25 protein-coding genes and 5 tRNA genes are annotated in these 25,816 nt (G+C 72.4%); 15 read left to right on the forward strand and 15 right to left on the reverse strand.

Features of this window, described 5'->3' with window-relative positions:
- Positions 1-36 precede the first annotated feature (36 nt).
- Both pyk and O2W18_RS19390 read left to right on the forward strand, forming a co-directional pair.
- Positions 37-1,452 carry a pyruvate kinase gene (pyk, locus tag O2W18_RS19385; RefSeq protein ID WP_269189071.1) on the forward strand — a complete coding sequence of 472 codons (1,416 nt, stop codon included), beginning with the start codon at positions 37-39 and terminating at the stop codon, positions 1,450-1,452.
- Complete coding sequence (locus tag O2W18_RS19390; RefSeq protein WP_269189072.1) at positions 1,449-2,336, forward strand: acyl-CoA thioesterase; 888 nt, start codon at positions 1,449-1,451, stop codon at positions 2,334-2,336. The genes pyk and O2W18_RS19390 overlap by 4 nt, the downstream gene beginning before the upstream one ends.
- An 83-nt stretch (positions 2,337-2,419) precedes the next feature.
- Here O2W18_RS19390 and O2W18_RS19395 read toward each other — a convergent pair whose 3' ends face one another.
- Together O2W18_RS19395 and O2W18_RS19400 are read right to left on the reverse strand one after the other, a co-directional pair.
- A complete protein-coding gene (locus tag O2W18_RS19395) occupies positions 2,420-4,228 on the reverse strand; it encodes a pyridoxal-dependent decarboxylase (RefSeq protein WP_269189073.1) in 1,809 nt (602 codons plus the stop codon).
- A gap of 119 nt (positions 4,229-4,347) precedes the next feature.
- Positions 4,348-4,421 (reverse strand) — tRNA-Leu (locus tag O2W18_RS19400).
- A gap of 68 nt (positions 4,422-4,489) precedes the next feature.
- Here O2W18_RS19400 and O2W18_RS19405 point away from each other — a divergent pair.
- Complete coding sequence (locus O2W18_RS19405) at positions 4,490-5,110, forward strand: ANTAR domain-containing response regulator (RefSeq protein ID WP_269189074.1); 621 nt, start codon at positions 4,490-4,492, stop codon at positions 5,108-5,110.
- Positions 5,111-5,332: 222 nt separating this feature from the next.
- A complete protein-coding gene (locus tag O2W18_RS19410; RefSeq protein ID WP_269189075.1) occupies positions 5,333-6,661 on the forward strand; it encodes an ABC transporter substrate-binding protein in 1,329 nt (442 codons plus the stop codon).
- 118 nt (positions 6,662-6,779) lie between these two features.
- Here the strand turns inward: O2W18_RS19410 and O2W18_RS19415 are convergent, their stop codons facing one another.
- From O2W18_RS19415 to O2W18_RS19440, 6 genes are all read right to left on the reverse strand, one after another.
- Positions 6,780-7,196 carry a DUF1772 domain-containing protein gene (locus tag O2W18_RS19415; RefSeq protein ID WP_269189076.1) on the reverse strand — a complete coding sequence of 139 codons (417 nt, stop codon included), beginning with the start codon at positions 7,194-7,196 and terminating at the stop codon, positions 6,780-6,782.
- A gap of 79 nt (positions 7,197-7,275) precedes the next feature.
- Complete coding sequence (locus O2W18_RS19420) at positions 7,276-8,163, reverse strand: ABC transporter ATP-binding protein (protein WP_269189077.1); 888 nt, start codon at positions 8,161-8,163, stop codon at positions 7,276-7,278.
- Positions 8,160-9,203 (reverse strand): ABC transporter ATP-binding protein, encoded by a 1,044-nt coding sequence (locus tag O2W18_RS19425; protein ID WP_269189078.1) that lies wholly within the window; start codon positions 9,201-9,203, stop codon positions 8,160-8,162. The genes O2W18_RS19420 and O2W18_RS19425 overlap by 4 nt, the downstream gene beginning before the upstream one ends.
- Positions 9,193-10,191: a branched-chain amino acid ABC transporter permease gene (locus tag O2W18_RS19430; RefSeq protein WP_269189079.1), complete on the reverse strand. Its 999-nt coding sequence runs from the start codon at positions 10,189-10,191 to the stop codon at positions 9,193-9,195. The genes O2W18_RS19425 and O2W18_RS19430 overlap by 11 nt, the downstream gene beginning before the upstream one ends.
- Before the next feature lie 3 nt (positions 10,192-10,194).
- Entirely contained in the window at positions 10,195-11,448 is a 1,254-nt protein-coding gene (locus tag O2W18_RS19435) for a branched-chain amino acid ABC transporter permease (protein ID WP_269189080.1), read from the reverse strand.
- 308 nt (positions 11,449-11,756) lie between these two features.
- Complete coding sequence (locus O2W18_RS19440; RefSeq protein WP_269189081.1) at positions 11,757-12,164, reverse strand: PaaI family thioesterase; 408 nt, start codon at positions 12,162-12,164, stop codon at positions 11,757-11,759.
- Between the two features lie 83 nt (positions 12,165-12,247).
- Here O2W18_RS19440 and polA point away from each other — a divergent pair, with 83 nt between their 5' ends.
- Positions 12,248-14,998, forward strand: coding sequence for a DNA polymerase I (gene polA / locus O2W18_RS19445; RefSeq protein WP_269189082.1), 2,751 nt, complete (start codon positions 12,248-12,250; stop codon positions 14,996-14,998).
- A gap of 18 nt (positions 14,999-15,016) precedes the next feature.
- Here polA and O2W18_RS19450 read toward each other — a convergent pair whose 3' ends face one another.
- Entirely contained in the window at positions 15,017-15,583 is a 567-nt protein-coding gene (locus O2W18_RS19450; RefSeq protein WP_269189083.1) for a 2'-5' RNA ligase family protein, read from the reverse strand.
- Positions 15,584-15,690: 107 nt separating this feature from the next.
- Positions 15,691-16,551, reverse strand: a complete 861-nt coding sequence (locus O2W18_RS19455; RefSeq protein ID WP_269189084.1) for a class I SAM-dependent methyltransferase — start codon at positions 16,549-16,551, stop codon at positions 15,691-15,693.
- Positions 16,552-16,781: 230 nt separating this feature from the next.
- On the opposite strand from O2W18_RS19455, the gene rpsA reads away from it, so the two are divergent.
- The gene (gene rpsA, locus O2W18_RS19460) at positions 16,782-18,248 is read left to right on the forward strand and encodes a 30S ribosomal protein S1 (protein ID WP_269171741.1); all 1,467 of its coding nucleotides are present in this window, start codon (positions 16,782-16,784) and stop codon (positions 18,246-18,248) included.
- A 324-nt stretch (positions 18,249-18,572) separates the two neighbouring features.
- On the opposite strand, the gene O2W18_RS19465 is transcribed toward rpsA, so the two are convergent.
- Positions 18,573-18,830, reverse strand: a complete 258-nt coding sequence (locus tag O2W18_RS19465; protein ID WP_269182824.1) for a hypothetical protein — start codon at positions 18,828-18,830, stop codon at positions 18,573-18,575.
- A gap of 152 nt (positions 18,831-18,982) precedes the next feature.
- Here O2W18_RS19465 and coaE point away from each other — a divergent pair, with 152 nt between their 5' ends.
- Together coaE and O2W18_RS19475 are read left to right on the forward strand one after the other, a co-directional pair.
- Positions 18,983-19,579 (forward strand): dephospho-CoA kinase, encoded by a 597-nt coding sequence (coaE, locus tag O2W18_RS19470; protein WP_269189085.1) that lies wholly within the window; start codon positions 18,983-18,985, stop codon positions 19,577-19,579.
- Positions 19,580-19,660: 81 nt separating this feature from the next.
- Positions 19,661-20,152: a VOC family protein gene (locus O2W18_RS19475; protein WP_269189086.1), complete on the forward strand. Its 492-nt coding sequence runs from the start codon at positions 19,661-19,663 to the stop codon at positions 20,150-20,152.
- Positions 20,153-20,234: 82 nt separating this feature from the next.
- Here the strand turns inward: O2W18_RS19475 and O2W18_RS19480 are convergent.
- From O2W18_RS19480 to O2W18_RS19495, 4 genes are all read right to left on the reverse strand, one after another.
- A tRNA-Val gene (locus tag O2W18_RS19480) sits at positions 20,235-20,309 on the reverse strand.
- A 53-nt stretch (positions 20,310-20,362) separates the two neighbouring features.
- Positions 20,363-20,433: transfer RNA gene (locus O2W18_RS19485), tRNA-Cys, on the reverse strand.
- A 42-nt stretch (positions 20,434-20,475) separates the two neighbouring features.
- A tRNA-Gly gene (locus O2W18_RS19490) sits at positions 20,476-20,547 on the reverse strand.
- A gap of 119 nt (positions 20,548-20,666) precedes the next feature.
- The gene (locus O2W18_RS19495; protein WP_269189087.1) at positions 20,667-21,182 is read right to left on the reverse strand and encodes an SsgA family sporulation/cell division regulator; all 516 of its coding nucleotides are present in this window, start codon (positions 21,180-21,182) and stop codon (positions 20,667-20,669) included.
- A 172-nt stretch (positions 21,183-21,354) separates the two neighbouring features.
- Between O2W18_RS19495 and O2W18_RS19500 the strand changes: the two genes are divergently transcribed.
- The 7 genes from O2W18_RS19500 to O2W18_RS19530 all read left to right on the forward strand — a co-directional run bounded on the left by O2W18_RS19500 (position 21,355) and on the right by O2W18_RS19530 (position 25,748).
- A complete protein-coding gene (locus tag O2W18_RS19500; protein WP_269189088.1) occupies positions 21,355-21,981 on the forward strand; it encodes a sigma-70 family RNA polymerase sigma factor in 627 nt (208 codons plus the stop codon).
- The gene (locus tag O2W18_RS19505) at positions 21,978-22,880 is read left to right on the forward strand and encodes an anti-sigma factor (RefSeq protein ID WP_269189089.1); all 903 of its coding nucleotides are present in this window, start codon (positions 21,978-21,980) and stop codon (positions 22,878-22,880) included. Before O2W18_RS19500 ends, O2W18_RS19505 begins: the two co-directional genes overlap by 4 nt.
- Positions 22,881-22,894: 14 nt before the next feature.
- Positions 22,895-23,386 (forward strand): TIGR02611 family protein, encoded by a 492-nt coding sequence (locus O2W18_RS19510; RefSeq protein ID WP_269189090.1) that lies wholly within the window; start codon positions 22,895-22,897, stop codon positions 23,384-23,386.
- Between the two features lie 26 nt (positions 23,387-23,412).
- Positions 23,413-23,484 (forward strand) — tRNA-Val (locus tag O2W18_RS19515).
- Positions 23,485-23,595: 111 nt separating this feature from the next.
- Entirely contained in the window at positions 23,596-24,003 is a 408-nt protein-coding gene (locus O2W18_RS19520; protein WP_269189091.1) for an HNH endonuclease, read from the forward strand.
- A gap of 10 nt (positions 24,004-24,013) precedes the next feature.
- Complete coding sequence (locus O2W18_RS19525) at positions 24,014-24,571, forward strand: MOSC N-terminal beta barrel domain-containing protein (protein WP_269189092.1); 558 nt, start codon at positions 24,014-24,016, stop codon at positions 24,569-24,571.
- Between the two features lie 46 nt (positions 24,572-24,617).
- Complete coding sequence (locus O2W18_RS19530) at positions 24,618-25,748, forward strand: CapA family protein (RefSeq protein WP_269189093.1); 1,131 nt, start codon at positions 24,618-24,620, stop codon at positions 25,746-25,748.
- The last annotated feature ends 68 nt before the right edge of the window (positions 25,749-25,816 follow it).

Here is a 25,816-nt window from a genome sequence, read left to right on the forward strand (position 1 = left end):
CGCCGTGCCCGCCCGAGGGGCGACTAGTTTTGCCTCATGTCTCGTCGCGCGAAGATCGTCTGCACTCTGGGCCCGGCGACCGGTTCCCTGGACCAGATCACCGCCCTCGTCGAGGCGGGGATGGACGTCGCCCGCCTCAACTTCAGCCACGGGAAGCACGCCGACCACGAGACGGCCTACCGGCACGTGCGGGAGGCCTCCGACAAGGTGGGCCGCGCCGTCGCCATCCTGGCCGACCTGCAGGGCCCGAAGATCCGGCTCGGCACCTTCGCCGACGGGCCGGTCGTCTGGGCCACCGGCAGCCGGGTGTGCGTGACCGTCGAGGACGTCCCGGGCACCGCCGAGCGGGTCTCCACGACCTACAAGGACCTCGCCAACGACGTGCGGGTCGGTGACCGCCTGCTGATCGACGACGGCAAGCTCGCCCTCACCGTGGTGGAGGTCGACGGCCCCGACGTGTGGTGCCTGGTGCTCGAGGGTGGCCCGGTCTCCAACAACAAGGGCCTGTCCCTGCCCGGCGTCGCCGTCAGCGTCCCGGCCCTGTCGGAGAAGGACGCCGAGGACCTGCGCTTCGCGCTCTCCCTGGGCGTCGACTTCATCGCGCTGTCGTTCGTGCGGCACGCCAAGGACGTCGAGCTGGTGCGCGAGATCATGCGCCAGGAGGACGTCGAGGTGCCGGTGATCGCCAAGCTGGAGAAGCCGGAGGCGGTCGAGAACCTCGAGGCGATCGTCGAGGCCTTCGACGGCGTCATGGTGGCCCGCGGAGACCTGGGCGTGGAGCTGCCGCTGGAGCAGGTCCCGCTGGTGCAGAAGCGCGCGGTGCAGGTGGCCCGGGAGCGGAACAAGCCGGTCATCGTCGCCACCCAGATGCTCGAGTCGATGATCAGCGCCTCCCGGCCCACCCGGGCCGAGGCCTCCGACGTCGCCAACGCCGTCCTGGACGGCGCGGACGCGGTCATGCTGTCGGGGGAGACCTCGGTGGGCAAGTACCCCGTCGTCGCGGTCAAGACGATGGAGCGGATCATCGACGCGGTCGAGTCCGACGCCGTGCGGGTACCCGAGCTGCTGGTGCCGCCGCGGCAGCGCTCCGGGGCGATCGTGCGGGCCGCCAAGGACATCGGTGAGGCCCTCGACGTCGCAGCCCTGGCAGCCTTCACGCTGACCGGGAAGACCGCCCAGCTGCTCGCCGCGCTGCACACCCGGTTGCCGATCCTCGCCTTCACCACCGACCCGGCGGTTCGCAGCCGGCTGGCGCTGTCCTGGGGCGTGGAGACCTTCCTCGTCCCGGAGGTGACCCACACCGACGACATGGTCGGTCAGGTCGACTTCTCGCTGCTGTCCATCGGCCGGCTCAAGGAGGGCGACAAGGTCGTCATCGTGGCCGGCAGCCCGCCGAACACCGCCGGCTCCACGAACCTGGTGCGGGTGCACGAGGTGGGGACCGAGGCGTGACGGCCGGGGTCGCGCAGCCGGGGGAGACCCCGGCTGCGGAGCTGATGCTCGTCCTGGACCTGGAGGAGCGAGGTCCGGACGTCTACGTCGGCCAGACCCCCAGCACGCCGTTGCAGCGGATCTTCGGCGGACAGGTCGCCGCGCAGGCCCTGACCGCCGCGAACGCGACGGTCGGGCCGGGGCGGGTGGTGCACTCGCTGCACTCGTACTTCCTGCGCCCCGGGGACCCGCACGAGGAGATCCGCTACGAGGTCGACCGCATCCGCGAGGGTCGCTCGTTCAGCACCCGACGGGTGGTGGCCCGGCAGACCCGCAAGGGGGAGGACGTCGCGATCTTCGCGCTGACCGCGGACTTCACCGCGGGGGAGCGTGCCGTGGTCGAGCACTCCCTGCCGATGCCCGAGGTGCCCGGGCCCGACGGCCTGCCCGGTCTCGCCGAGGTGACCGCAGCGCACCCCGACCAGGGCGCTGCGTCCGCGGCGATCGGGCGGGCGGTGGAGCAGCGGTACCTCGCCGACCCGTTCGACCCGCAGCCCCGGCTGCCCCCGGACACCGCCTTCCGGGTGTGGTTCCGGGTGGCCGGCCGGCTCCCTGACGACGACCACGTGCACGCGGCCGCGCTGACGTTCGTCAGCGACCTGACGCTGCTGTCGGCCGGGCTGGCCCGCAATGGTGGTGGCTGGAGCGGGTCGATCGTGGGCGCCAGCCTCGACCACGCCGTCTGGTTCCACCGGCCGGTGCGCGCCGACGAGTGGTTCCTCTACGAGACCGACAGCCCCGCGGCCGCCAGTGGGCGCGCGCTGTGCTTCGGTCAGATCTGGGCCGCCGACGGCACGCACGTGGCCACCGTGGCCCAGGAGGGCCTGATCCGCTCCCTGGGCTGACGCCGCAGCTCCAAGTGCCGGCTGTGCACTCAGCGGGGTGACCGGCCTCCGGAGACCCCGCTGACCGCATGACGGCCGCCGGGTCAGCGGGCCGGGTGCTCCGGGTCCGCGGCGTGCAGGTCCGTCTGCGCCTCCGCCTGGGCGGCCGTCTCGTCGCCTGCGGCGGGGGTCTCCACGGTCGGGGTCTCGGTGTCCGTGGTCCCGGCTGTCTCGATCTCGGCGGTCTGCGCGGTCGGGCTCTCGGCGTCCGGGGGCGTGCTCGCTGCCGCCGGCTCGGTCTCCGGGGCCGCCGCGTCTGCTTCGGCAGCTGCGCCCGCCTGCTCAGCTGCAGCCTGCTCGGCCGCGGCCTGTTCCGCCGCGGCCGCCTGCTCAGCGGCGGCCGCTGCGGCGGCGGCCTGACGCTCGGCCTGCTCGCGGGCCCGCTGCTCGGCCTGCTGCTCGGCGAAGTCGTTGGCCAGCCAGTCGTGGCCCTCGCGCAGCAACGTCCACAGCCGCTCCACGTGCGCCCGGGTGGTCGCCGGGGCGCCGATCGCCACCCGCAGCACCGCCCGGCCGGCCACGGTGGTGTGCGTCAGGAAGACCTCGCCGCCGTCGTTGAGCCGGTCCAGCAGGGTCATGGTGGCGACGTCGGCGTCCACGCCACGCGCCCAGCGCGGCTGCAGGCAGACCAGCGACAGCGGGTGGGGGGCGACGACGTCGAACCGGTCGTCGGCCTGAGCCCAGCCGGCCAGCTCCTGGGCGAGCGCGACGTGGCCGCGGACGTGCTCCCGCAGTCCTTCGGCGCCGTACCAGCGGACCACGAACCACAGCTTGAGGGCCCGGAAGCGGCGGCCCAGCTCGATCTGCCAGTCGCGGTAGTCGACGACCGTGCCGGTGTCGGTGGCCGCGTTGCGCAGGTACTCGGGGAGGATCGACAGGGCCCCGGTGAGCGCGGCCCGGTCGGCGACCCAGAACAACGTCGCGTCGAAGCCGGTCAGCAGCCACTTGTGCGCATCGGTGGTGTAGCTGTCGGCCCACTCGACGCCGGCTTGCAGCCGACGGAGCTCCGGGGCCACGGCGGCGACCCCGGCGTAGGCGGCGTCGACGTGCAGCCACACCCCGAAGCGCTGGCAGATCGGGCCGATCTCGGCCAGCGGGTCGATCGCGGTGGTCGACGTGGTCCCGACCGTCGCGCAGACGAGCACCGGGACGAACCCGCGGGCGAGGTCCCGCTCCAGCCGCTGCTGGAGCGCCCGGGGGCTCATCGCCAGCTCGGAGTCGACCTCGACCACGCGGATCGAATCGGTGCCCAGCCCGGCGATCCGGGCCGCCTTCTCCATCGAGCTGTGCGTCTCGGCGGAGACGTAGACGGTGAACTCCTCCGGGCGGACCCCCTGTCGCAGCGTCGCGCCCTTGCTCACCCGGTGCAGGGCCGCCAGCAGGGCGACCAGGTTGGCCCCGGAGCTGGAGTCCTGCACCACGCCGCCGCCGGTGCCGGTGGACAGGAAGGACCCCGGCAGGCCGAGCAGGTCGGCGAACCAGTCCATGACGTGCTGCTCGAGCTCGGTGGCGGCCGGGCTGGTCACCCAGGACATGCCCTGGACGCCGAGGCCCGCGGAGAGCAGGTCACCGAGGACGGACGGGCCGGAGGTGTTGGCCGGGAAGTAGCCGAAGAAACCGGGGTGCTGCCAGTGCGTCAGCCCGGGCAGCACGATCCGCTCCAGGTCGGCCAGGACGGCGGAGACCGGCTCGCCCTGCTCGGGGGCGGTCGTCGGCAGCATGGCCCGGACGTCGCCGGGGGAGACCCGCGACCGGACCGGGTGCTCGGCGATGCCCGTCCAGTAGTCGGCGATCCAGTCGACGACCTCGTGGCCGTGCTGGCGGAACTCCTCTGGGGTCATGTGGCCGGTCACGGGGCCAACATAGGCGGCGCGACGAGACCCGTCGCGTGCTGGTCCTTCGGCCCCTCGGTGCGACTCGGACGCACACTGCGCGGGCTTGTGACTCGCTGCAGTTCGTACTGGTACTTCGGTGCCCCCGGTGCGACTCGAACGCACACTGCGCGGGTTTTGAATCCGCTCCCTCTGCCGATTGGGGTACGGGGGCCAGCTCAACCGGGTGAGCAGCAGGGTATCTGGCGAGGTCCGGCCGCTCGCGGCCGATAGGATCACCCGGTGACCAACGCACCGACCCGGGTCCTCATCGCTGAGGACGAGGCCCTCATCCGCCTGGACCTCAAGGAGATGCTGGAGGAGGAGGGCTACGTCGTCGTCGCCGAAGTCGGCGACGGCCAGGCTGCCGTGGAGCAGGCCCAGCTGCTGCGCCCGGACCTCGTCGTCCTCGACGTCCAGATGCCCGTCCTCGACGGCATCGCCGCGGCCGAGCAGATCGCCGCTGCGCGGATCGCGCCGGTGATCGTGCTGACGGCCTTCAGCCAGCGGGAGCTCGTCGAGCGCGCTCGGGACGCCGGTGCGATGGCCTACCTGGTGAAGCCGTTCTCCAAGAACGACCTGGTGCCCGCGATCGAGGTGGCGGTGGGCCGGTTCCAGGAGATGCACGCCCTGGACGCCGAGGTGAGCGACCTCAAGGAGCGGCTGGAGACCCGCAAGGTCGTCGAGCAGGCGAAGGGCCGGCTCATGTCCGAGCGCGGCATGACCGAGGCCGAGGCCTTCCGCTGGATCCAGCGGACGGCGATGAACGAGCGCACGTCGATGAAGGCCCTGGCTCAGGCGATCCTGTCCACCGACGCGCAGCCGACCGGGGAACCCAGCCCGACCGCTCCCGCCGACTCCTGAGCGCCTCGCCGGGGCAGAGTCCCCGGCGCGTTGCGCCGGTGTGTCGCACCCGTCGACGGTGTGGCGACTGCGCAACGTGCAGGTCACAACCCCATCACGGTGCGGTCGAGGGTGGTCCGGCCTGCCCGACCGGCAGTTAGGTTCTCCGCACTGATCGGCTCCCCGACAGGCAATGGAGCCTGCCGGGGAGCGTGGAGCACACACCTCACTGGGAGTTCCTTGATGCGCACAGGCACGTTTGCCCGCGCGACCGCCCTCTCCGGTGCTGCCCTCCTCGCGCTGACCGCCTGTGGCGGCAGCGACGAGGACGGCGGTACCGCTGCTGAGGATGCAAGCGGCGAGAAGCAGGTCAAGATCTACGGCACCGACGGCAACATGGGCAACGCCCTCGGCGAGGACTTCTCGGACGAGGGTGCGCTCGTCGGGATGAGCGGCACCACGCCGCTGACCGAGCTCTCCGGCGACTTCACCGACCGGCTGCTCGCGATCGACCCCGACCTGCAGGACTACAACTACGCCGGTGAGACCTACGACGCCGTCATCCTGACCGCGCTGGCGGCCCAGGCCGCCGGCAGCAGCGACGCCACCGTGTTCGCGCCGTACCTCAACGGGCTGACCTTCGGTGGCGAGGCCTGCGACAGCTACAGCGCCTGCGTGGAGATCATCAACGCCGGCGGCAACGTCGACTACGACGGTGTCAGCGGGCCGCTGAGCTTCGCCGAGGCCGGCGAGCCGGCCCAGGCCAGCTTCGGCATCCTCCAGTTCGGTGAGGACAATGCGCTCGACGACGAGGCGACCGACTTCGTCATCGCCGGTGACGAGGCGAACGCCGCCACCGACGAGGGCCCGGCCTACGCGCCGGCGGGCGCCACGGGTGACCCCCTGGTGATCGGCACCCTGCTGCCGCTGACCGGGAACCTGGCCTTCCTCGGCCCGCCCGAGGTCGCCGCTGCTCAGCTGGCGGTCAACGAGATCAACGAGGCCGGTGGCGTGCTCGGCCAGCCGGTGCAGCTCGTCGAGGGTGACTCCGGTGACGCCTCGACCGACACCGCGACCCAGACGGTGGACCGGCTGCTGCAGTCCAACGTCGACGCCATCGTCGGTGCCGCGTCGTCCGGGGTGAGCCTCACGGTCATCGACACCATCACCGGTGCCGGTGTCCTGCAGATCTCGCCGGCGAACACCTCCGACCAGTTCACCGAGTACAACGACAACGGGCTGTACTTCCGCACCGCGCCCCCGGACACGCTGCAGGCCCGTGCGCTGGCCGACCTGATCGCCGAGGACGGCAACAACACCGTCGGCATCCTGGCGATCAACGACCCGTACGGCACGGGTCTGGCCGAGAACACCCGCGACAACCTGATCGCCGGTGGTCTGTCCGAGGACAGCATCAAGTACGTCACCTACGACCCGCAGGCGGCGAACTTCGACTCCGAGGTCCAGCAGATGGTGGACTTCAACCCTGACGCCGTCGTGGTCATCGGGTTCGAGGAGTCCTCGCGGATCATCCAGGGCCTCAACGCCCAGGGCATCGGGCCCCAGCGCTGAGCTGAGGCACGAGGCGCTGTGATCGTGCAGCGCTGAGGCAGTCCCACCGTTCCAGGCTGCGGCCCGGCACCCTCGAGGTGCCGGGCCGCAGTGCTGTGCGGGGCACAGTGGGAGTGCCTCAGTCGACCAGCAGCACGGCGAGGACGACGCCGGCGCTCGCCAGGCCCACCCGCACGGCGTCCACGCGGAGCAGCCGGCGGTGGACGGCGGCGTCCCAGCCGGCGTCCAGGCAGCGGTGCAGCGGCACGGCGCCCAGCGCGGTCACCAGCAGGACCAGGGCGGTCACCGTGGCCGCGGCGACGGCCAGGCCCCACGGCGTCCCGGCCGGCCGGTCGACGAGCAGCCAGCCGCTGGTCACCGCCTGTGCGGCGAAGAGGGGCCCCACCACCCGGGCCACCCGGCGCTGGTGCGCACGCTCGTAGGCCGGGAAGGCAGCCGTGGGCACCTGGTCGAACTGGGGGTAGACGAGCCCCCGCACGGTCCACTGGAAGCCGGCGTACGCGCTGACCGCGATCAGGTGGACGAGGAGGAGCACCGGGTGAGTCTGCCTCGCCCGGCGGCTCCGGGGACGACGACGGCCGGCCTCCCAGAGGAGACCGGCCGTCGTCGTGCTGTCACTGGGCCTTGGCGAGGGTCCCCAGGTAGAGCTCGATCACCTTCGGGTCGTTCATCAGCGACTTGCCGGTGTCGGTGTAGGCGTTGCGGCCCTGGTCGAGCACGTAGCCACGGTGGCAGATCTGCAGGCACCGCCGGGCGTTCTGCTCGACCATGATGATCGAGACGCCGGTGGCGTTGATCCGCCGGCAGCGGATGAACACCTCGTCCTGCAGCACCGGGGAGAGACCCGCGGAGGGCTCGTCGAGCAGCAGCACGGAGGGGTCCATCATCAGCGCGCGGCCCATCGCGACCATCTGCCGTTCGCCACCGGAGAGGGCGCCGGCCTTGCCCTTCCGCCGGTCACCGAGCAGGGGGAACAGCTCGGCGACGTAGTCGAAGCGCTCCTTGAACGACTTCGGACGCAGGTAGACGCCCATCTGCATGTTCTCCTCGATGGTGAGCGAGGGGAACACGTTGTTGTTCTGCGGGACGTAGCCGACACCCAGGGAGACCAGCCGGTGGGCCGGGGCCGAGGTGATGTCCTCCCCGCGGAGGGTCACCCCGCCGGACCGGACCGGGATCAGCCCGAACAGCGCCTTGAGCAGCGTGGACTTGCCGGCGCCGTTGGGGCCGATGATCCCCACCAGCTCGCCGTCGGCGAGGTAGAAGTCGCAGCCGTTGAGGATGTTGACCCCGGGCACGTAGCCCGCGACCAGGTCGTCGGCGCGGACCAGGGCCCCCTCGGCGAGCCGCAGGTGCTCCTGCCGGGTGGCCGCCTTTTCCGCGGGCGACATGGTCGTCGCGGTGGCGGCCCCGGGCTCCTCGGCGACCGGCCGGTCCTGCTCGGACTCCGGGACCGAGAACCGGCGGTCCTCCGGCGGACCTGGTACGTCGGCGGTGCTCATCGTCGTGTCCTCCTCTTGCGGCCCCGGTCGGAGCTGATGACGTCCTCGCGCCGGGCACGTTCGGCCGCCTGGTCCTCGGCGAGGAAGCGGTCCTCCTCCTCCTCGGACAGCGGGGCGTCGTGGTGTGCGCCGAGGTAGGCGTCGACGACGGCCTTGTTCTGGCTGATGGAGTCCGGCGCGCCCTCGGCGATGACCTTGCCGGCGGCCATGACGACGACCCAGTCGCTGATGTCCCGGACGACGTCCATGTCGTGCTCGACGAAGATGACCGTCATGCCCTCCTCGCGGAGGTCCTTGACGTGGCCCAGCAGGCTCTGGGTCAGCGCCGGGTTCACCCCGGCCATCGGCTCGTCGAGCATGACCACCTGCGGCTCGCTCATGAGCGCGCGGGCCATCTCGAGCAGCTTGCGCTGGCCGCCGGACAGGCTGCCGGCGAAGTCGTCCTTCTTGGCGTCGAGCTTGAACCGCCGGAGGAGGTCCATCGCCCGCTCGGTGTTGGCCTTCTCCTGCGCCTTCCAGGTGCCGGGCACGAGGGCGCGGAGGAAGCTCTCCCCGCTCTGTCCCTGGGCGCCGAGCAGCATGTTCTGCAGGACGGTGAGTCGGGACAGCGCCTTGGTCAGCTGGAAGGTGCGGACGACGCCGAGCCGGGCGACCTGGTGCGGGCTCAGCTTGCCCAGGTCGCGGCCGTTGAACGACCAGGTGCCGGTGTTGGGCTGGTCGAACCCGGTGAGCAGGTTGAACAGCGTCGTCTTCCCGGCACCGTTGGGCCCGATCAGCCCGGTGATCCCGCCGCGCTGGATCTCCAGGTGGTCGACCGACACCGCGGTGAGGCCACCGAACGTGCGGGTGACGTGGTCGACGACGATCGCCGGGTCGGGCTTGGCGACGCCGACCTCCCAGGGGACGTCCCGGAGGGCCGCCTGGGCCACCCGGGTGGGTCGGGCGCGCGTGGCGCCGGCCGGAGCCGCGGCGCCGGCCGGGATCGTGGCCTCGTCGGACCATGCGGCGTGCGCGCCGTGGGGAGCGGGGTCAGCGGGCATCGAGCATCACCTCTCGTCGGTCACCGAAGATGCCCTGGGGCCGGAACACCAACAACAGCATGAGCCCGATCCCGACCAGCACGTAGCGCAGCTGCGCGACGTCGGTCGAGGAGAGCAGCTCCGCGGGGATGACCCCGTTGGCGATCAGGGAGCGCAGCCCGGTGTCGGCGAACTGCAGGATGAACAGCAGCAGCATGGACCCGATGACCGGGCCGAGCACCCGCGCCGCACCACCCAGGATCAGCGCCGCGTAGGCCAGGAAGGTGTTGGCGTTCTGGTACTGGTCGGGGATCGCCGAACCGGTGCCGACGGCGTAGACCATGCCGCCGAATGCGCCGAAGACCCCGCCGAGGACCAGGGCCTGCATCTTGTAGGCGTAGACGTTCTTGCCCAGCGAGCGGACGGCGTCCTCGTCCTCCCGGATCGCCTTCACCACCCGGCCCCACGGGGAGCGCATGAGCGCCCAGACGAGGAGCGAGCACAGCGCCACCAGGATCCACCCGATGGTGACGACCCAGAGCTCGCTGCCGCTCCAGGTGGTGCCGATCAGGTTGTACCGGCGGCCGGTGTCCCAGGGGGCCAGCGCGATGAAGTCGCGGTTGAAGGCCGACAGGCCCCGGGTGCCACCGGTGACCGGGGTGGCGGAGACCGATCGGAAGACCAGTCTCAGCCCCTCGGCCGTGGCGATGGTGACGATGGCGAGGTAGTCGGCACGCAGGCGCAGCGTGGGCAGGCCCAGCAGCAGGGCGAGCACCACGGCGGCGAGCACCCCGACGATGACGCCGACCCAGAACGGCATCCCCCACAGGCTCACCGAGATGGCGATGCCGAACCCGCCGAGCATGGCGAAGGCGATCTGGCCGAAGTTGAGCAGGCCCGTGTACCCGAAGTGCACGTTGAGCCCGATGGCGAGCAGGGCGAAGAAGATCGCCTGGAACCCGAAGAACGCCTTGCCGGCGATCGCGAACGCGTTGAGGAGGTCGGCCATCGGTCAGCCGATCCTGGCCCGGCTGCCCAGGATGCCCTGGGGACGGATGACGAGGATGACGATCAAGAGGAGCAGCCCTCCGACGTACTTCATGTCATTCGGGATGACGAGGGTGGACATCTGCACGAAGACGCCGACGATGAGGCTGCCGAGCAGGGCGCCGTAGGCGGTCCCGAGCCCACCGAGGGTGACCCCGGCGAACATCAGCAGCAGCAGCCGGAAGCCCATGTCCCACTGGACCTGGTCGGAGAGGCCGAGGAGCACGCCGCCGAGGGCGGCGAGCGCACCGCCGAGCACCCAGACGAAGAGGACCACCCGGTTGACGTCGATCCCGGAGGACGCCGCCAGGTCCCGGTTGTCCGAGACCGCCCGCATCGCCTTGCCGATCTTGGTGCGCTGCAGCATGAGCGCCACCAGCACGAGCACGACGACCGCGATGACGATCGAGGCGATGTCCCGGTCCTGCAGGGTGAACAGGCCGTAGCTGCGCGCCCGCTGCCCCTGGTAGTCGGCGTAGGGGTTGGAGAACCCGCCGTAGAAGATCTGGTAGGTGTAGCGCAGCGCCAGCGAGAGGCCGATCGAGACGACGAGCGCCGCGATGAGCCCGGTGCCGCGCCGCCGCAGCGGCCGCCAGATGATCAGCTCGTTCAGGGCGCCCACGACACCGCCGACCACCATCGCCAGCAGGGCCGCCGGGATGAGCGGCACCCCGCCCTGCACGTTGATGTACCAGGCCGCGATGGCGCCGATGGTGACCAGCTCGCCGTGGGCGAAGTTGGTCAGCCCGGTGGTGCCGTAGATCAGCGACAGGCCGACCGCTGCCATCGCGATCAGGAGCCCGAACCGCAGGCCGTCGACGAACAGCTGGACGGCGCGGATGGTGCCGCCCCCGTCGTTGCGGCTGCCGTCGTTCAGGCCGATGTTGACCGGCTGGGCGCGCCCGGCGTCCACGGTGACGGTCCGGCTGGGCTCGCCGTTGAGCTCGACGCCCTCCGGCAGGTCGTCGGGGTCGACGCTGACGACGTACTGGCCGGGACCCGGGAGGTCGACCTCCCAGCGGCCGTCCTCGCCGGTCTGGACGGTGTCCACGGTCTCGCCGTCGGGGGTGGCCACCTCGACGGTGACCCCTTCGATCGGACCGCTCAGGCTGGTCTGCAGGGTGCCGCGCACCTGCTCGCCTGCTTCGGCCGCAGAGGCGACGCCGGGCACCAGGGTGGCGAAGGCCATCCCGAAGGCGGCGACGAGCAGGGCCAGCACCAGTGGACGGTGGGCGCTGCGCCACCGGCGTGGGCTCCGCCGGCGTCCGGGTGGGTCCTCCCGGGTGGTGCTGCGTTCCCCGCACCTCGCGGCACGGTGGGGCGCGTGCGTCACTCGACCTCCCAGCCGTTGGATGTGAGCCGGGACAGTAACCCACCGCTGTTACGGGGATCGACCTGCTGGGACACACTGTGACCCTTCTGCGACACGCCGATGTGCTACTCGCCGGTAGTCCGGGGACGACGTGTCGCCCGGGCGCACGGCCCCGCCCCTTCCCTGGAGCGGGTGCAGGCAGTCCCGCTCCGGGTTCAGCGCGCGGGGCGGATCAGGCAGGTGAGCCGGGCGCTGGCGGTCGGCCGGCCGGCCTCGTCGCTCACCGCGATCAGGAAGGTCGCCAGGGTGCGGCCCCGCCGGACCGGCGTGCAGACCGCGGTGACCAGGCCGGAGGTGGCCGCCCGCAGGTAACTGGCGTTCAGCTCGATGCCGACCACCGTCCCGCCGGGCCCGGCGTGCAGCACGGCCGCCCACGAGCCGATGCTCTCGGCGAGGGCGCAGGTGGCCCCGCCGTGCAGCAGGCCGAAGGGCTGTTCGTTGCCGGCGACCGGCATGGTCGCCACCAGACGGTCGGGGGTGTAGTCGGTGATCTGGATCCCGAGCTTGTCGTCCAGGGGCCCCTGGGTGTCGAACGGCAGCCAGTCCGGACGCGCGGTGGTCATCCGCGCACCGTAGCCACCGGCGGTGCCCGGTCGGCTCGTGCACCGGGCCGGACCGTCGGTGGCCGCCCCTAAGCTCGTGGTCGATGTCCGCACCGGTGAGCACCCCAGCCAGCAGCACAGCGTCCGCCTCCGACCCGGCCCCCGGGGCCCGTCCGCGGCTGCTGCTGCTCGACGGCCACTCGCTGGCGTACCGGGCCTTCTTCGCCCTGCCGGTGGAGAACTTCTCGACCACCACCGGGCAGCCGACCAACGCCGTCTACGGCTTCACGTCGATGCTGATCAACGTGCTGCGCGACGAGCAGCCCAGCCACCTCGCGGTGGCCTTCGACGTCAGCCGGAAGACCTTCCGCAGCGAGATCTACGCCGACTACAAGGCCAACCGCGCCGAGAGCCCGACCGACTTCCGCGGCCAGGTGAGCCTGGTGCAGGAGGTCCTCGGTGCGCTGCACGTCCCGGTGATCACCGCGGAGAACTACGAGGCCGACGACGTCATCGCCACCCTCACCGTGCAGGCGGTCGAGCAGGGCATGGACGTGCTGATCTGCACCGGCGACCGGGACGCGCTGCAGCTGGTCAACGAACACGTGACGGTGCTCTACCCGCGCAAGGGCGTCTCCGACCTCACCCGGTTCACCCCCGAGGAGGTGGAGGCCAAGTACGGCCTCACCCCCACCCAGTACCCCGACTTCGCCGCACTGCGCGGCGACCCCAGCGACAACCTGCCCAACATCCCGAGCGTGGGGGAGAAGACCGCCGCCAAGTGGGTGCGTGAGTACGGGTCGCTCGACGCGCTGGTCGACCAGGTCGACACGGTGAAGGGCAAGGTCGGGGAGAAGCTGCGGGAGCACCTCTCCTCGGTGCTGCAGAACCGCCGGCTCACCGAGCTGGACCGCGCCGTCCCGCTGGAGGTCGGGCCGCAGGACCTGGCCGTCCAGCCCTGGGACCGCAACGAGGTGCACACCCTCTTCGACAACCTGCAGTTCCGGGTGCTGCGGGACCGGCTCTTCGCCACGCTCGCCACCCCGGAGCCGGAGGTCGACGGTGGTTTCGAGGTGACCGCCGACCGGCTGGCCCCGGGTGACCTGGCCGGGTGGCTCGCCGCGCACGCGCGCACCGGGCACACCGGGGTCGTCTTCCGGGGCACCTGGGGCCGCGGTGTCGGCGAGCTCACCGGCCTCGCGCTGGCCGCCGCCGACGACCACGCCACCTTCGTCGACCTGGGCCCCGACCTCGACACGGCCGACGAGCAGGCACTGGCCGGCTGGCTGGCCGACCCGGCGACCCCCAAGGTCGTGCACGAGGTCAAGGGCCCGCTGCTGGCGATCTGGAGCCGCGGCTGGGACCTCCAGGGCATGGTCAGCGACACCGCGCTCGCGGCCTACCTGGTCAACCCCGGGCAGCGGTCGTTCGACCTCGGCGACCTGGCGGTGCGCTACCTGCGTCGCGAGCTCAAGGACGCCGCCGAGCCGGAGGGCCAGCTGACCCTCGACGGGCTCGGGCCCTCGGAGGAGGACGTCGCCGCGGCGGCCGCGCACGCCGACGTCCTCAAGGCGGTGGCGGTCAACGACCTGTCCGACGCCCTGGAGCAGGTGCTCGGGCAGAAGGGCGGCGACCAGCTGCTCGGGGACATCGAGCTGCCGCTGACCCGCGTGCTCGCGGCCATGGAGCACCGGGGCATCGCCGCGGACCTGGACTCCCTGCGCGAACTGCAGCGCGAGTTCGCCGCCGCGGTGACCGAGGCGGCGGACGAGGCCTACGCGGTCATCGGCAAGGAGATCAACCTCGGCTCGCCCAAGCAGCTGCAGGCGGTCCTCTTCGATGAGCTCGGCCTGCCCAAGACGAAGAAGAACAAGACCGGCTACACCACCGACGCCGAGGCCCTGACCTCGCTGCTGGCCTCCACCGGGCACCCTTTCCTGGAGCACCTGCTGCGGCACCGGGACGTCACCCGGCTGCGCACCGTCATCGACGGGCTGATCCCGATGGTCGACGAGGTGGGGCGGGTGCACACCACCTACCAGCAGACGATCGCGGCGACCGGCCGGCTCTCCTCGACCGACCCGAACCTGCAGAACATCCCGATCCGCAGCGCCGAGGGCCGCCGGATCCGGCAGGCGTTCGTCGTCGGCAGCGGCTACGAGTCGCTGATGACCGCCGACTACAGCCAGATCGAGATGCGGATCATGGCCCACCTGTCCGAGGACGCCGGCCTGATCGAGGCGTTCACCTCGGGGGAGGACCTGCACTCCTTCGTCGCGTCGCGGGCGTTCGACATCCCGATCGAGCAGGTCGACCCGGAGATGCGCCGGCGGATCAAGGCGATGAGCTATGGCCTGGCCTACGGGTTGAGCGCCTACGGCCTGTCCCAGCAGCTGCGAATCACCCCGGAGGAGGCGCGCGGTCAGATGCACGCCTACTTCGAGCGGTTCGGCGGCATCCGTGACTACCTGGACGGGGTGGTGGACGACGCCCGGCAGACCGGCTACACCGAGACGACGCTGGGCCGCCGCCGCTACCTGCCCGACCTGACCAGTGACAACCGGCAGCGCCGGGAGATGGCCGAGCGGATGGCGCTGAACGCCCCGATCCAGGGGTCGGCCGCCGACGTCATCAAGGTGGCGATGCTGAACGTGGAACGGGCGATCGCGGCCGAGGGGCTGAGCTCTCGGATGCTGCTGCAGGTCCACGACGAGCTGGTGCTCGAGGTGGCGCCGGGTGAGCGGGAGACCCTGGAGGCGCTGGTGCGGCGGGAGATGGGCGGCGCGGCCCAGCTGTCGGTGCCGCTGGAGGTCTCGGTCGGCTTCGGCACGAGCTGGGACGACGCCGCCCACTGAGCGAGGCCGCGGGGGCGGTCAGCGGGCGGGGCGGCCCAGGGGGAACCTCGCGACCTGGTGCCAGGAGCCGGCTTCCCGGGTGCCGGCGTAGAGCGCGGCGGTGTCGATGCGGGTGCGCAGCGGCATCGCCGCGCACAGCACCTCCTGGGCCTGCTCCAGTCCGGCCAGGTCGCCCTGCCGGCGCTGGCCGATGCTCAGGTGCGGCACCGGATCGCCGTGCGCGCCCCGGTAGGGCGGGTGGTCGGGGAACGCCTCGGCGACGATGCGGGTCAGCCGCCGGAAGGGCTCGTCGGGTTCGGGGACCAGGTAGAGCATCTCGTCGCCGAACCACGCCGTCTTGGTGAACGTGCAGTCGAAGGGCGCCTCGGCGGCGAGGACGTCGGCCAGACCGGCCAGCACGGCGTCGTCCACCTGGCGTGGGGTGACGAAGGGGTAGATCACCGACAGGTGGGCCGGGACCCCCCAGGACGCGGAGACGTCGAACTGCTGGCGGTGTGGGTCGACCAGCGGGTCGGCGTCCGGGACCAGCACCACCACGGCGCTCTCGGTCGCATCGCCCAGGACGGACTGTGCACTCTGGTCCACCGCGCGGCTCCCTCGCTCCGGTCCGGCGTCACCGGGCGGGGCTGGTGACGCCGGACAGCCTGGCAGGTCCGCGCCCCGATCGGCAGGTCGACGGCCGGCCCGGCACCTCAGCCGGGCAGGTCGCAGACCAGGATGAGCGTCCCGGGCATCAGCGCCCCGCGCTGCGGGGACCACTGCCCCCAGGTCTCGGTCCTCCCGGGCGTCCACTCGGGTTCGAGGAGGTCGCGCAGGACGAACCCGGCGCCGACGACGGCCCGCACCCAGTCGCCGATCGTGCGGTGGTGTTCGACGTAGACCGTCGTCCCGGCCTCGTCGGTCTCCACGTACGGCGCGCGGTCGAAGTAGGAGGAGACGACGCGCAGGTCGGCGGGATCGGGGGAGTCGGGCATCGGCCACCGCATCGGGTGGTTCACCGAGGCGACCAACCGGCCACCCGGCCGCAACACCCGGGCGACCTCGGCGAGCACGGCCTGCGCGTCGGCCACGAAGGGGAGGCCGCCGAACGCCGAGCAGGCCAGGTCCACGCTCGCGTCCGCCAGGGGCAGCGCCCCCGCGTCGGCCTGCAGCAGCGGGACGTCGATGCCGGTCGACCGGTTCAGCTCCGCCGCGCGGGCGAGCATGCCCCCGGACACGTCGAAGGCGACCGGTGAGGCGCCGGCCGTGCGCAGCCAGCGGGCGCAGGCTGCCGACCCGCAGCCGATCTCCAGCACCCGGCGCCCGGCGACCTCGCCCAGCAGGTGCGCGTCGGCCTCCCGCAGCCCTTCGGGGCACCAGAGGAAGTCGGCGTCGCCGAGGTCGCTGCCGTGCTCGGCGAGGTAGGCCGGTGCGGCGGCGTCCCACCAACCCCGGTTGGCCCGGGCGGACTCGGCCGGGCCGGCCGCACGGCGGGTCACCCCACCGGCCGCCGGGTAGCCGTCCTCGGCCAGCGGCAGCGGGGTGACGGAGGGGCGCGCGGGGGTGCTGTCCATGGCGCGCCGATGGTGACACGCCGTCGGGTGGGCGACCGTCCCGGCCGGGCCGCACCCCTGGTGGACCACCCCTCGCCGGGTCCGTACGATGGGGATCACGCCAGAGGTCTGTGGCGTCGACCTCCCTGTACGGGGGTCGGCATCGCCGTCTCCCGTGAACCTCCCTGCGGTCGTCCTCGGCCGCGGGTGATCCTGTCCCTACGCATCCCCCGTCCGGAGCACTCGACCACATGACCTCCACTCAGGTCCGTCCCGACAGCACCCCCCAGATCGCGGTGAACGACATCGGCACCGCCGAGGACTTCCTCGCCGCGATCGACCAGACGATCAAGTACTTCAACGACGGCGACATCGTCGAAGGCATCATCGTCAAGGTCGACCGGGACGAGGTGCTGCTGGACATCGGCTACAAGACCGAGGGCGTCATCCCCTCGCGTGAGCTGTCCATCAAGCACGACGTCGACCCGACCGAGGTCGTCAAGGTCGGCGACGAGGTGGAAGCCCTCGTCCTCCAGAAGGAGGACAAGGAAGGCCGGCTCATCCTGTCCAAGAAGCGGGCTCAGTACGAGCGCGCCTGGGGCACGATCGAGGCCAAGAAGGAAGCTGACGAGGTCGTCACCGGCACCGTCATCGAGGTCGTCAAGGGCGGCCTCATCCTCGACATCGGCCTGCGCGGGTTCCTCCCCGCCTCGCTGGTCGAGATGCGTCGCGTCCGCGACCTGCAGCCCTACGTGGGCCGCGAGCTCGAGGCGAAGATCATCGAGCTCGACAAGAACCGCAACAACGTCGTGCTCTCCCGTCGTCAGTGGCTGGAGCAGACCCAGTCCGAGGTCCGCAGCGAGTTCCTCAACAAGCTCGCCAAGGGCCAGGTCCGCACGGGCGTCGTCTCCTCGATCGTCAACTTCGGTGCCTTTGTGGACCTGGGTGGCGTCGACGGTCTGGTGCACGTCTCCGAGCTGTCCTGGAAGCACATCGACCACCCGTCCGAGGTCGTCGAGGTCGGCCAGGAGGTCACCGTCGAGGTCCTCGACGTCGACCTGGACCGTGAGCGGGTCTCGCTGTCGCTGAAGGCGACCCAGGAAGACCCGTGGCGTCAGTTCGCCCGCACGCACCAGATCGGTCAGGTCGTGCCGGGCAAGGTCACCAAGCTGGTCCCCTTCGGTGCGTTCGTGCGCGTCGACGAGGGCATCGAGGGCCTGGTGCACATCTCCGAGCTGGCCGAGCGCCACGTGGAGATCCCGGAGCAGGTCGTGCAGGTCGGCGACGAGATCCTGGTCAAGGTCATCGACATCGACCTGGACCGTCGGCGCATCTCGCTGTCCCTCAAGCAGGCCAACGAGGGCGTCGTCGGCGACGAGGAGCAGTTCGACCCGGCCGCCTACGGCATGGCCGCGCAGTACGACGAGCAGGGCAACTACGTCTACCCCGAGGGCTTCGACGCCTCCACCGGCGAGTGGCTCGAGGGCTACGACGAGGCCCGCGAGACGTGGGAGCGGCAGTACGCCGAGGCGCAGGCCCGGTTCGAGGCGCACCGCAAGCAGATCGCGGCGGCCAAGGAGGCCGACGCCGAGGCTGCGGCAGGCGGCAGCTACTCCAGCGAGCCGGTCGACACGCCGGACGCCCCCTCGACCGGTGGCACCCTCGCCTCCGACGAGGCACTGGCGGCCCTGCGGGCCAAGCTCGCCGGCGGCGAGTGACCCCGCAGCTCGGCTGAGCAGCACCAGACCGTGCGCCGTCCACCTCCGGGTGGGCGGCGCACGGTCGTCTGTGCAGGAGGGTGGGCCGACCTGCCGGTCGGTCACCCGTAGCGCGACGACCCCGTCGACCGTGGAGGTCGACGGGGTCGTGGCTGTTCGTGGCTCAGCCCTGAGCCCTGAGCTCTGAGCCGTCGGACGGTGGCGCGGCCCTGGTTCGGACGCCCGCCGTCGGAGGGCGGGCTGCGGGGGCGGCTCAGCCGTGGATCGCGCGCGCCCGCAGCGGCTTGCCGTGCGCTCGCGGACGATGCGGCCCGGCGCCCTGAGTCAGAGGCTGAGGATGATGGCGAACGCGGTCCGCGGACGGCCGCCGGCGTTGGCCAGGAAGTCCCAGGTGTGCCGGCCGGAGCGGACGCTGGGCATCAGGGCGCGGAAGAACGCGGCTCCCCGGCGGCTCTGCGGCAGGCGCTCACGCACGCCCGGCAGGTCCGAGCAGCGCACCCCGGCGGGGTTGTCGAGCCGGTGCCGACCACGGCGGGGAGTGCCAGCGGCCGACAGTGCGCCATCGAGCGTGGAACGGGACATGGTCGGTTCTGCCTCTCTCCTGTGGCGGGGGAAGTCCACCGGGACGAAAGGTAGGTCCTGTGACTGGTGTGACTGGTGCGACGCGCCGAGGGTGGCGTCGCCGTGACCTCCCCGAGACCTGCGGGTGGGGTGCGCCCTCCTAAGGTCGGCCCGTGCTGAAGATCGGGTTGACCGGGGGCATCGGTTCGGGGAAGAGCACCGTGGCGGCCCTGCTGGCCGAACGTGGTGCGGTCGTCGTGGACGCCGACCGACTGGCTCGGGAGGTCGTGGCGCCCGGCACGCCGGGGCTGGCGGCGATCGCCGAGGAGTTCGGGTCCGACGTGCTCGCCGAGGACGGTGCGCTGGACCGCGCGGCGCTCGCCGCGGTCGTCTTCGCCGATCCCGCCGCCCGGGCCCGGCTGGATGCGATCGTCCACCCCCGGGTCCGCGCCCGGGCCGCTGAGCTGGCCGCTGCCGCACCATCGGGGTCGGTCGTGGTGCAGGACGTGCCCCTGCTGGTGGAGACCGGCCAAGCGGGCTCCTTCGACCTCGTGCTGGTCGTGGAGGCCGATCCGGAGACGCGGGTGGCCCGGCTGGTGGACCGGGGGCTGTCCGCCGCCGACGCGCGGGCCCGGATCGCCAGCCAGGCCACCGACGAGCAGCGCCGTGCGGTCGCCGACGTCGTGCTGCACAACGACGGTGGGCCAGCGGCGCTGGCGGAGCAGGTGCAGCGGTTCTGGACCGAGCGGGTGGAGCCGGCCACGCGCTGACCGCGGCGATGAGTTCCGCCGGCCGTTGCAGTCCTCACTGCAGACCCCGGTGCGGGGTACCGGTCGAGGAGCGGAGCTGAGATGGCCCAGCAGAAGATCGTCCCGAACCTGTGGTTCGACACCCAGGCCGAGGAGGCGGCGCAGTACTACATCGACGTGTTCGGGGCGGGGCGGGTGATCGACGTCATTCGGTACCCGGAGGGGGCGCCCGGCCCGACCGGGTCGGTGATGACGGTGGAGTTCGAGCTCGCCGGCCAGCGGTTCGTCGGGATCAACGGTGGCCCGCAGTTCCCCTTCACCGAGGCCGTCTCCTTCCAGATCGACTGCGCCGACCAGGCCGAGGTCGACCGGTACTGGGACCGGCTCGTCGGCGACGGGGGAGAGGAGAGCCAGTGCGGGTGGCTGACGGACCGGTACGGACTGTCCTGGCAGGTGGTCCCGGCCGGCATGGCCGAGATCTTCGCCGACCCGGACCCGGCGAGGGCGCAGCGTGCCGTGCAGGCGATGCTCGGCATGCGGAAGCTGGACGTGGCGGCGCTCCGCGCAGCCGCGGACGGTGTGCCGGTCGGCTGAGTGGGGATCGTCACAGTCGAACCGGAGCGCCCGCAGAGACGACAGCAGGCCCCAGGTCCGTGGACCTGGGGCCTGCTGGAGCTGGTGGGCGATACTGGGATCGAACCAGTGACCTCTTCCGTGTCAGGGAAGCGCGCTACCGCTGCGCCAATCGCCCGTACCGGTCTGCCGACCGGCCTGCCTCCACACCCGTGCTCCGTGGAGGAGACGAGGTGGAGACGGGATTTGAACCCGTGTAGACGGCTTTGCAGGCCGTTGCCTCGCCTCTCGGCCACTCCACCGCACACCGGGCGCCGGTCCAGAGACCAACCCCCGGGGTTCCGAGCGGACGACGGGATTCGAACCCGCGACCCTCACCTTGGCAAGGTGATGCTCTACCACTGAGCCACGTCCGCGTTGCGGATCAAGTCCGCGTTACGGGGAGAACTCTAACCGACCCGATTCGGGCCTCCAAACCGGGGGGGTCCGGGGGGTGTCGGGAGGGGGATCTTCGCTGGTCAGCGGCGCGTGGAGGTCAGTGCGACGTGGGGTTGTCGGTGCCGCCGCGCAGCAGCGCGGTGAGCTCCTCGTCGACCTGCAGGAGCTCGCTCTCCGCGCCGACCGGCACGAGGGCGTCGGTCTCGCGCAGGAACTGGCCGACCGCGGCGCCGGACACCTCGAACAGCGCTTCGCCCGAAGGGGCGCGCAGCTGCAGGAAGACCACGTCCAGCCCGTTGCGGGCCGGCCACAGCCGGACGTCCCCCTCGCCGACCGGTCCGATCAGGCCGGCCCGCAGCAGGTCGCGGCTGAGCAGCCACTCGACGCTGCCCTCGTCGTCCGGGTCCGTGTCGTCGAGGTCGGGCGCCTGCGTGGCCGCCTCGTCGTCGTGGACGTCGATCTCCACCGCACTGTCGTCGCCGAAGCGGACGCGCACCGCGAAGGGGTCGGTGGAGTCGTAGACCAGGGCGGCTGGGACGGCCGTCCAGGACTGGGGGCCGATGAGGTGGAACGTCGTCCGAGCGGTGCAGCCGGACATCGAGTGGCGGGGCATGCCTCCTTAACGACCCAGAACGGCCCTTGGTCACGCATGGTCTCGGCGTGTCGCGTCACACCGGTCACATGCGCCCCAGGAGTCGACACCCGACACGGCCTGCCGCGGTCGCCGAGCCCGGCACGAGGTGGTGAACCGATCAGCGCCGACGTGTCGAACGCCGCGTGTGACCATGGGCCTCGTGAGCCGACCAGTGCGCAGTCCCGAGGACGGCGCAGCCGACCTCGAACTGGTCCGCCGGATGGCGGCCGGTGACCGCACGGCGGTCGACGACCTGTACCTGCGCTTCCGGCGCCCGGCGTTCGCCCTGGCCCGCCGTGTGCTGGCCGACGAGGTGCTGGCCGAGGACGTGCTCCAGGACGTCTTCCTGGGCATCTGGCGCAACCCGGGCGCCTTCGACGGCAGCCGGGGCAGCGTCGCCTCCTGGGTGCTGACGATGGTCCACCACAAGGCGGTGGACGCCGTCCGGCGTGAGGAGTCGCACCGCCGCCGCACGGCACGGGCGGAGGAGGACATGGCGCTCGCGGCACCGACCGAGACACACGACGTCGAGGACGAGGCCTGGGAGCGGGTGGAGGCCGGTCGCGTGCGGACGGCGCTGCGCTCCCTGCCTGATCCGCAACGGGAGGCGCTGACCTTGGCCTACTACGGCGGGTACACCCAGCGGGAGGTGGCCGCCCTGACCGGCGCCCCGCTGGGGACGGTCAAGACCCGGATGCTGGCGGGCATGCGCCGGCTCAAGGAGACGCTCGGCACGGGGTTGCCCGGGGCCACGCCGGCCGACGGGTCCTCCCGATGACCGCGCCGGCGAGCGGCCAGGACGACGAGCACCGCCGCTGGGAGGAGCTCGCCGTCGGCTGGGCGCTGCACGCCCTCGAGCCCGAGGACGAGGACCTCTTCGCCGCCCACCTCGCCGACTGTGACCGCTGCGCGGACACGGTCGCCGAGACCGCCGAGGTGATGACGGCGATGTCCAGCGACCTGCCCCAGGCGGAGCCGTCGGACGCGCTGCGCGACCGGCTGCGCGCAGCGGTCGAGGAGACCGAGCAGCTGCCGCAGAACACCCGCCCCGGGCGTCGGCGTGAGCAGTCCCCGGCTGCGCCGACCCGTCCCGCCGCCCGGTCGGCCCCCCCGCGCGCCGGCACGGGCAGCACCTCCGCACGGGACCTGCAGCTGCCCCTGCCTGCCCGGTTCGCCGACCCCCGCCCAGCCTGGAAGCGGGTGCTGCCGACCGCACTGGTCGCCGCCGGGGTGGCCGCGGTGCTGGCGCTGGGCGCCTGGAACGTCGCGCTCACCAGCGCCCGCGACGAGGCCGTGGCCGCAGCGGCCGAGCAGGCCCAGGTGCTGGACGCGCTCCTGGAGCCAGGGCAGGCCACCATCGCCCCGCTCGTCGGGGACGAGGACGGGTCGGACCTCGCCACCGTCGTCGCCCGGGACGGTCAGCTCCAGGTGCTGGCCGACGGACTCCCGGTCAACGACCCCAGCGAGAGCACCTACGTCGTCTGGGGGTTGCCCGATGGTCCCCCGGTGGCCATCGGCACGTTCGACGTGGTCACTTCTGAGATGGACCTGCGAACCGTAGGCTCAGCGGCGACCGGACTCGACGAGTACCCCGCCTACGGCGTCAGCATCGAGCCCGGTCGACAGGCTCCGTCGGAACCGACGGACATCGTCGCGACCGGGCAGGTGACCAGCTGAACGGACAGGACACGATGGCAGCGCCGGGTGAGCACGTGCCGGGCCCGGCGGGCCCGGACGTGCCCGAGACCGCAGAGCAGCGCCGCGCCCGCTACGACGCCGACGAGGTCCACAGCCTGCGTGAGCGGGTCGCCGAGGCGGGCTGGCGCCGGTGGATCGCCGCCCGCCGCAGCATGGACACGCCGTACCGGGGCGCGGTGGGCCTGGTGGGCGGCCTGGTCGTGACCTTCGGCATCGTCACCATCCCGCTCCCGGGGCCCGGCTGGCTCACCGTGATCGCCGGGCTGTTCCTGCTGGCCACCGAGTTCACCTGGGCGGAGCGGGTGCTGGAGTTCACCCGGCTGCACGTCGCCCGGTGGTCGGACTGGCTGAACCGCCAGCAGCTGGTCGTCCGGCTGGCCATCGCGGCCCTGACCGCGGCGTTCGTGGTGGCCGTGCTGCTCGTGACGCTGCACATGACGGGCGTCCCGGACTGGGTGCCGGGGTGGGTGCCGCTCTGGCGTTGAGCATCTGGCAAGATGTTCGACGCACCGGGCGATTGGCTCAGCGGTAGAGCGCTTCGTTCACACCGAAGAGGTCACTGGTTCGATCCCAGTATCGCCCACCGGATGCAAGGGCCAGGTGAACCCGGAGACGGGGGAGCCTGGCCCTTCGTCGTCCCGGGGGATCTCGCTGGACCGGCGCACCCGTCGCGAACCGGCGCACCATGGACGCGATGGCACTGGACCGGGCCGCCCGACTGCGGGTCGCCGTGCAGCGCGACGGACCCACCTGCGTGTGGTGCGGCCGGACGTTCGGCGGTCAGGTGCTCCCGACCACCGAGCACGTGGTGCCACGGGTCAAGGGTGGGCCGTCCTGGCTGGAGAACGAGGTGGCCGCCTGCCGCCGCTGCAACTCCGAGCGCGGGCACACCGCGCCGGTCGCGTGGCTGGAGGAGTGCGAGCGCCGCGGCTGGCACCCCGACGAGCTCCGGCTGACCCGGGTGCTCACCGCCCTGGACGAGGCCATCGCCGAGCGCGGGGGGCAGCGCCGGGCCCGTCCGCACGTGGAGGCGCAACTGCGGCGACTGCGACGCCGGGGGAGCCCGTCGGCCGGGCAGGCCGCCCGATCGCGCCCCGCGTAGCGTCGGGGAGGTGAGCGCTGCGGTGGGCAAGGTCGGTCAGATCTCGGTGTACCCGGTGAAGTCCCTGGCGGGCCGGGTGGTCCCGGCCGTGGAGGTCGAGGACGCGGGCCTGCACGGTGACCGGGCGTGGTCGGTCGTCGAGGTCGACACCGGCGAGCGGGTCACCGTCAAGACCACCCCCCGGATGCGCGAGGTCGTGCCCACCGGCGACACCGAGGCCGACACCCTCACCCTCACCGAGGTGCTGGGGCGGCCGGTCCGGCTGACCGCCGCTGCGCACGGCCCACAGGTCGACGCCGCCGCCGTCCACCTGGTGTCCCGCGGGGCCGTCGAGCGGGCCGCGGAGGGCGACGTCCCCGAGGGCTGCTCGGCCGACGACCCGCGCGCAAACCTGCTGCTGCACCTGCCCGACGGGCACGACGAGCGGTCCTGGGTCGGCCGGCGGCTGCGGATCGGCACCGCGGAGCTCGACGTGGTCCGCACCCCCAAGCACTGCCTCGGCGTGTACGCCGAGGTCCGCACCCCGGGCCTGGTCGCCGAGGGTGACGAGGTCCAACTGCTCGACTGACGTGGCCGCAGCGGTTCACGGTGCGGCGGTCGCTAACCTCCGGACCGTGACCCGGAGAGCTGCGGTGGCCGCGTGCGTGGCCCTGCTGACCGGTTGTGGCGCCGACGCCCCGTCCCCGGTCGCGGAGAGCCCGACCCCGCCGTCGTCCTCGGCCCCGGCTGCTGTGCCGTCCGCGCCCCCGCCGGCGCCTGACTCGTTCACCCTCGTCGCCACCGGGGACGTGCTGGTGCACCAGGGCCGCGCGCTGACCGCCGGCGCCCAGCAGCCCGACGGCAGCTGGGACTTCTCCGCCGTCTTCGCCGGGGTGGCGCCGGTGCTGCAGGCCGCCGACCTGGCGATCTGCCACCTGGAGACGCCGGTCGCACCGGTCGGCGGGCCGTACTCGGGCTACCCGTCCTTCGCCGTCCAGCCCGAGGTCGTCGACGCCCTCGCCGACGCCGGCTACGACCTGTGCTCGACCGCCTCCAACCACTCCCTGGACGACGGCTTCGACGGGCTGGTGCGCACCCTGGACGCCCTCGACGCCGCGGGGATCGCGCACACCGGCACTCACCGGAGCGCGGCGGAGAGCGAGCAGCCGGTGGTCGTCGACGTCGGGGGAGTGCGGGTCGGGCACGTGGCGACGACGTTCTCGCTCAACGGCGTCCCGCTGCCGGCCGACGCGCCCTGGGCGGTGGACACCTTCGCGGTGCCCGACGTCAGCGGGGTGCTGGCCGATGCGGCCGCGGCCCGGGCGGCCGGCGCGGAGGTGGTGGTGGCCAGCGTGCACTGCTGCGCCGAGTACGACCACGCACCGACCGCGGCCCAGGAGGAGGCGGTGCGCACGCTGCTCGCCTCAGCCGACGTCGACCTGGTGCTCGGGCACCACGCCCACGTCGTCCAGCCGTTCGAGCAGATCGACGGCGAGTGGGTGGCCTACGGCCTGGGCAACCACCTGGCCGAGCACGCCACCCGCGGGTACGACACCGAGGACTCGGTGATCGCCCGCTTCACCTTCACCCGGGGCGAGGACGGCCGGTTCACCGTGTCGCAGGCAGAGGCGGTGCCGGTCCGGATCGAGGTGGCCGTCGACGCCGTCCGACTGGTGCCCGCCGACCCGGAGAGCGCCGCGCGGATCGGCGGGGTGCTCGACGACCGCGGCGCTGTGGCCGCAGGGCTGGCGATCGTCCCCGGCTGACCCGGACCGTCGTCCCGGCGCACTAGTCTCGACTGCGCCCGGCCGACCGGTCGGGCCCGTCGCCTGAC

Origin of the sequence: Modestobacter sp. VKM Ac-2983, assembly GCF_026967885.1 — a bacterium.
Taxonomy (GTDB): Bacteria; Actinomycetota; Actinomycetes; order Mycobacteriales; family Geodermatophilaceae; genus Modestobacter.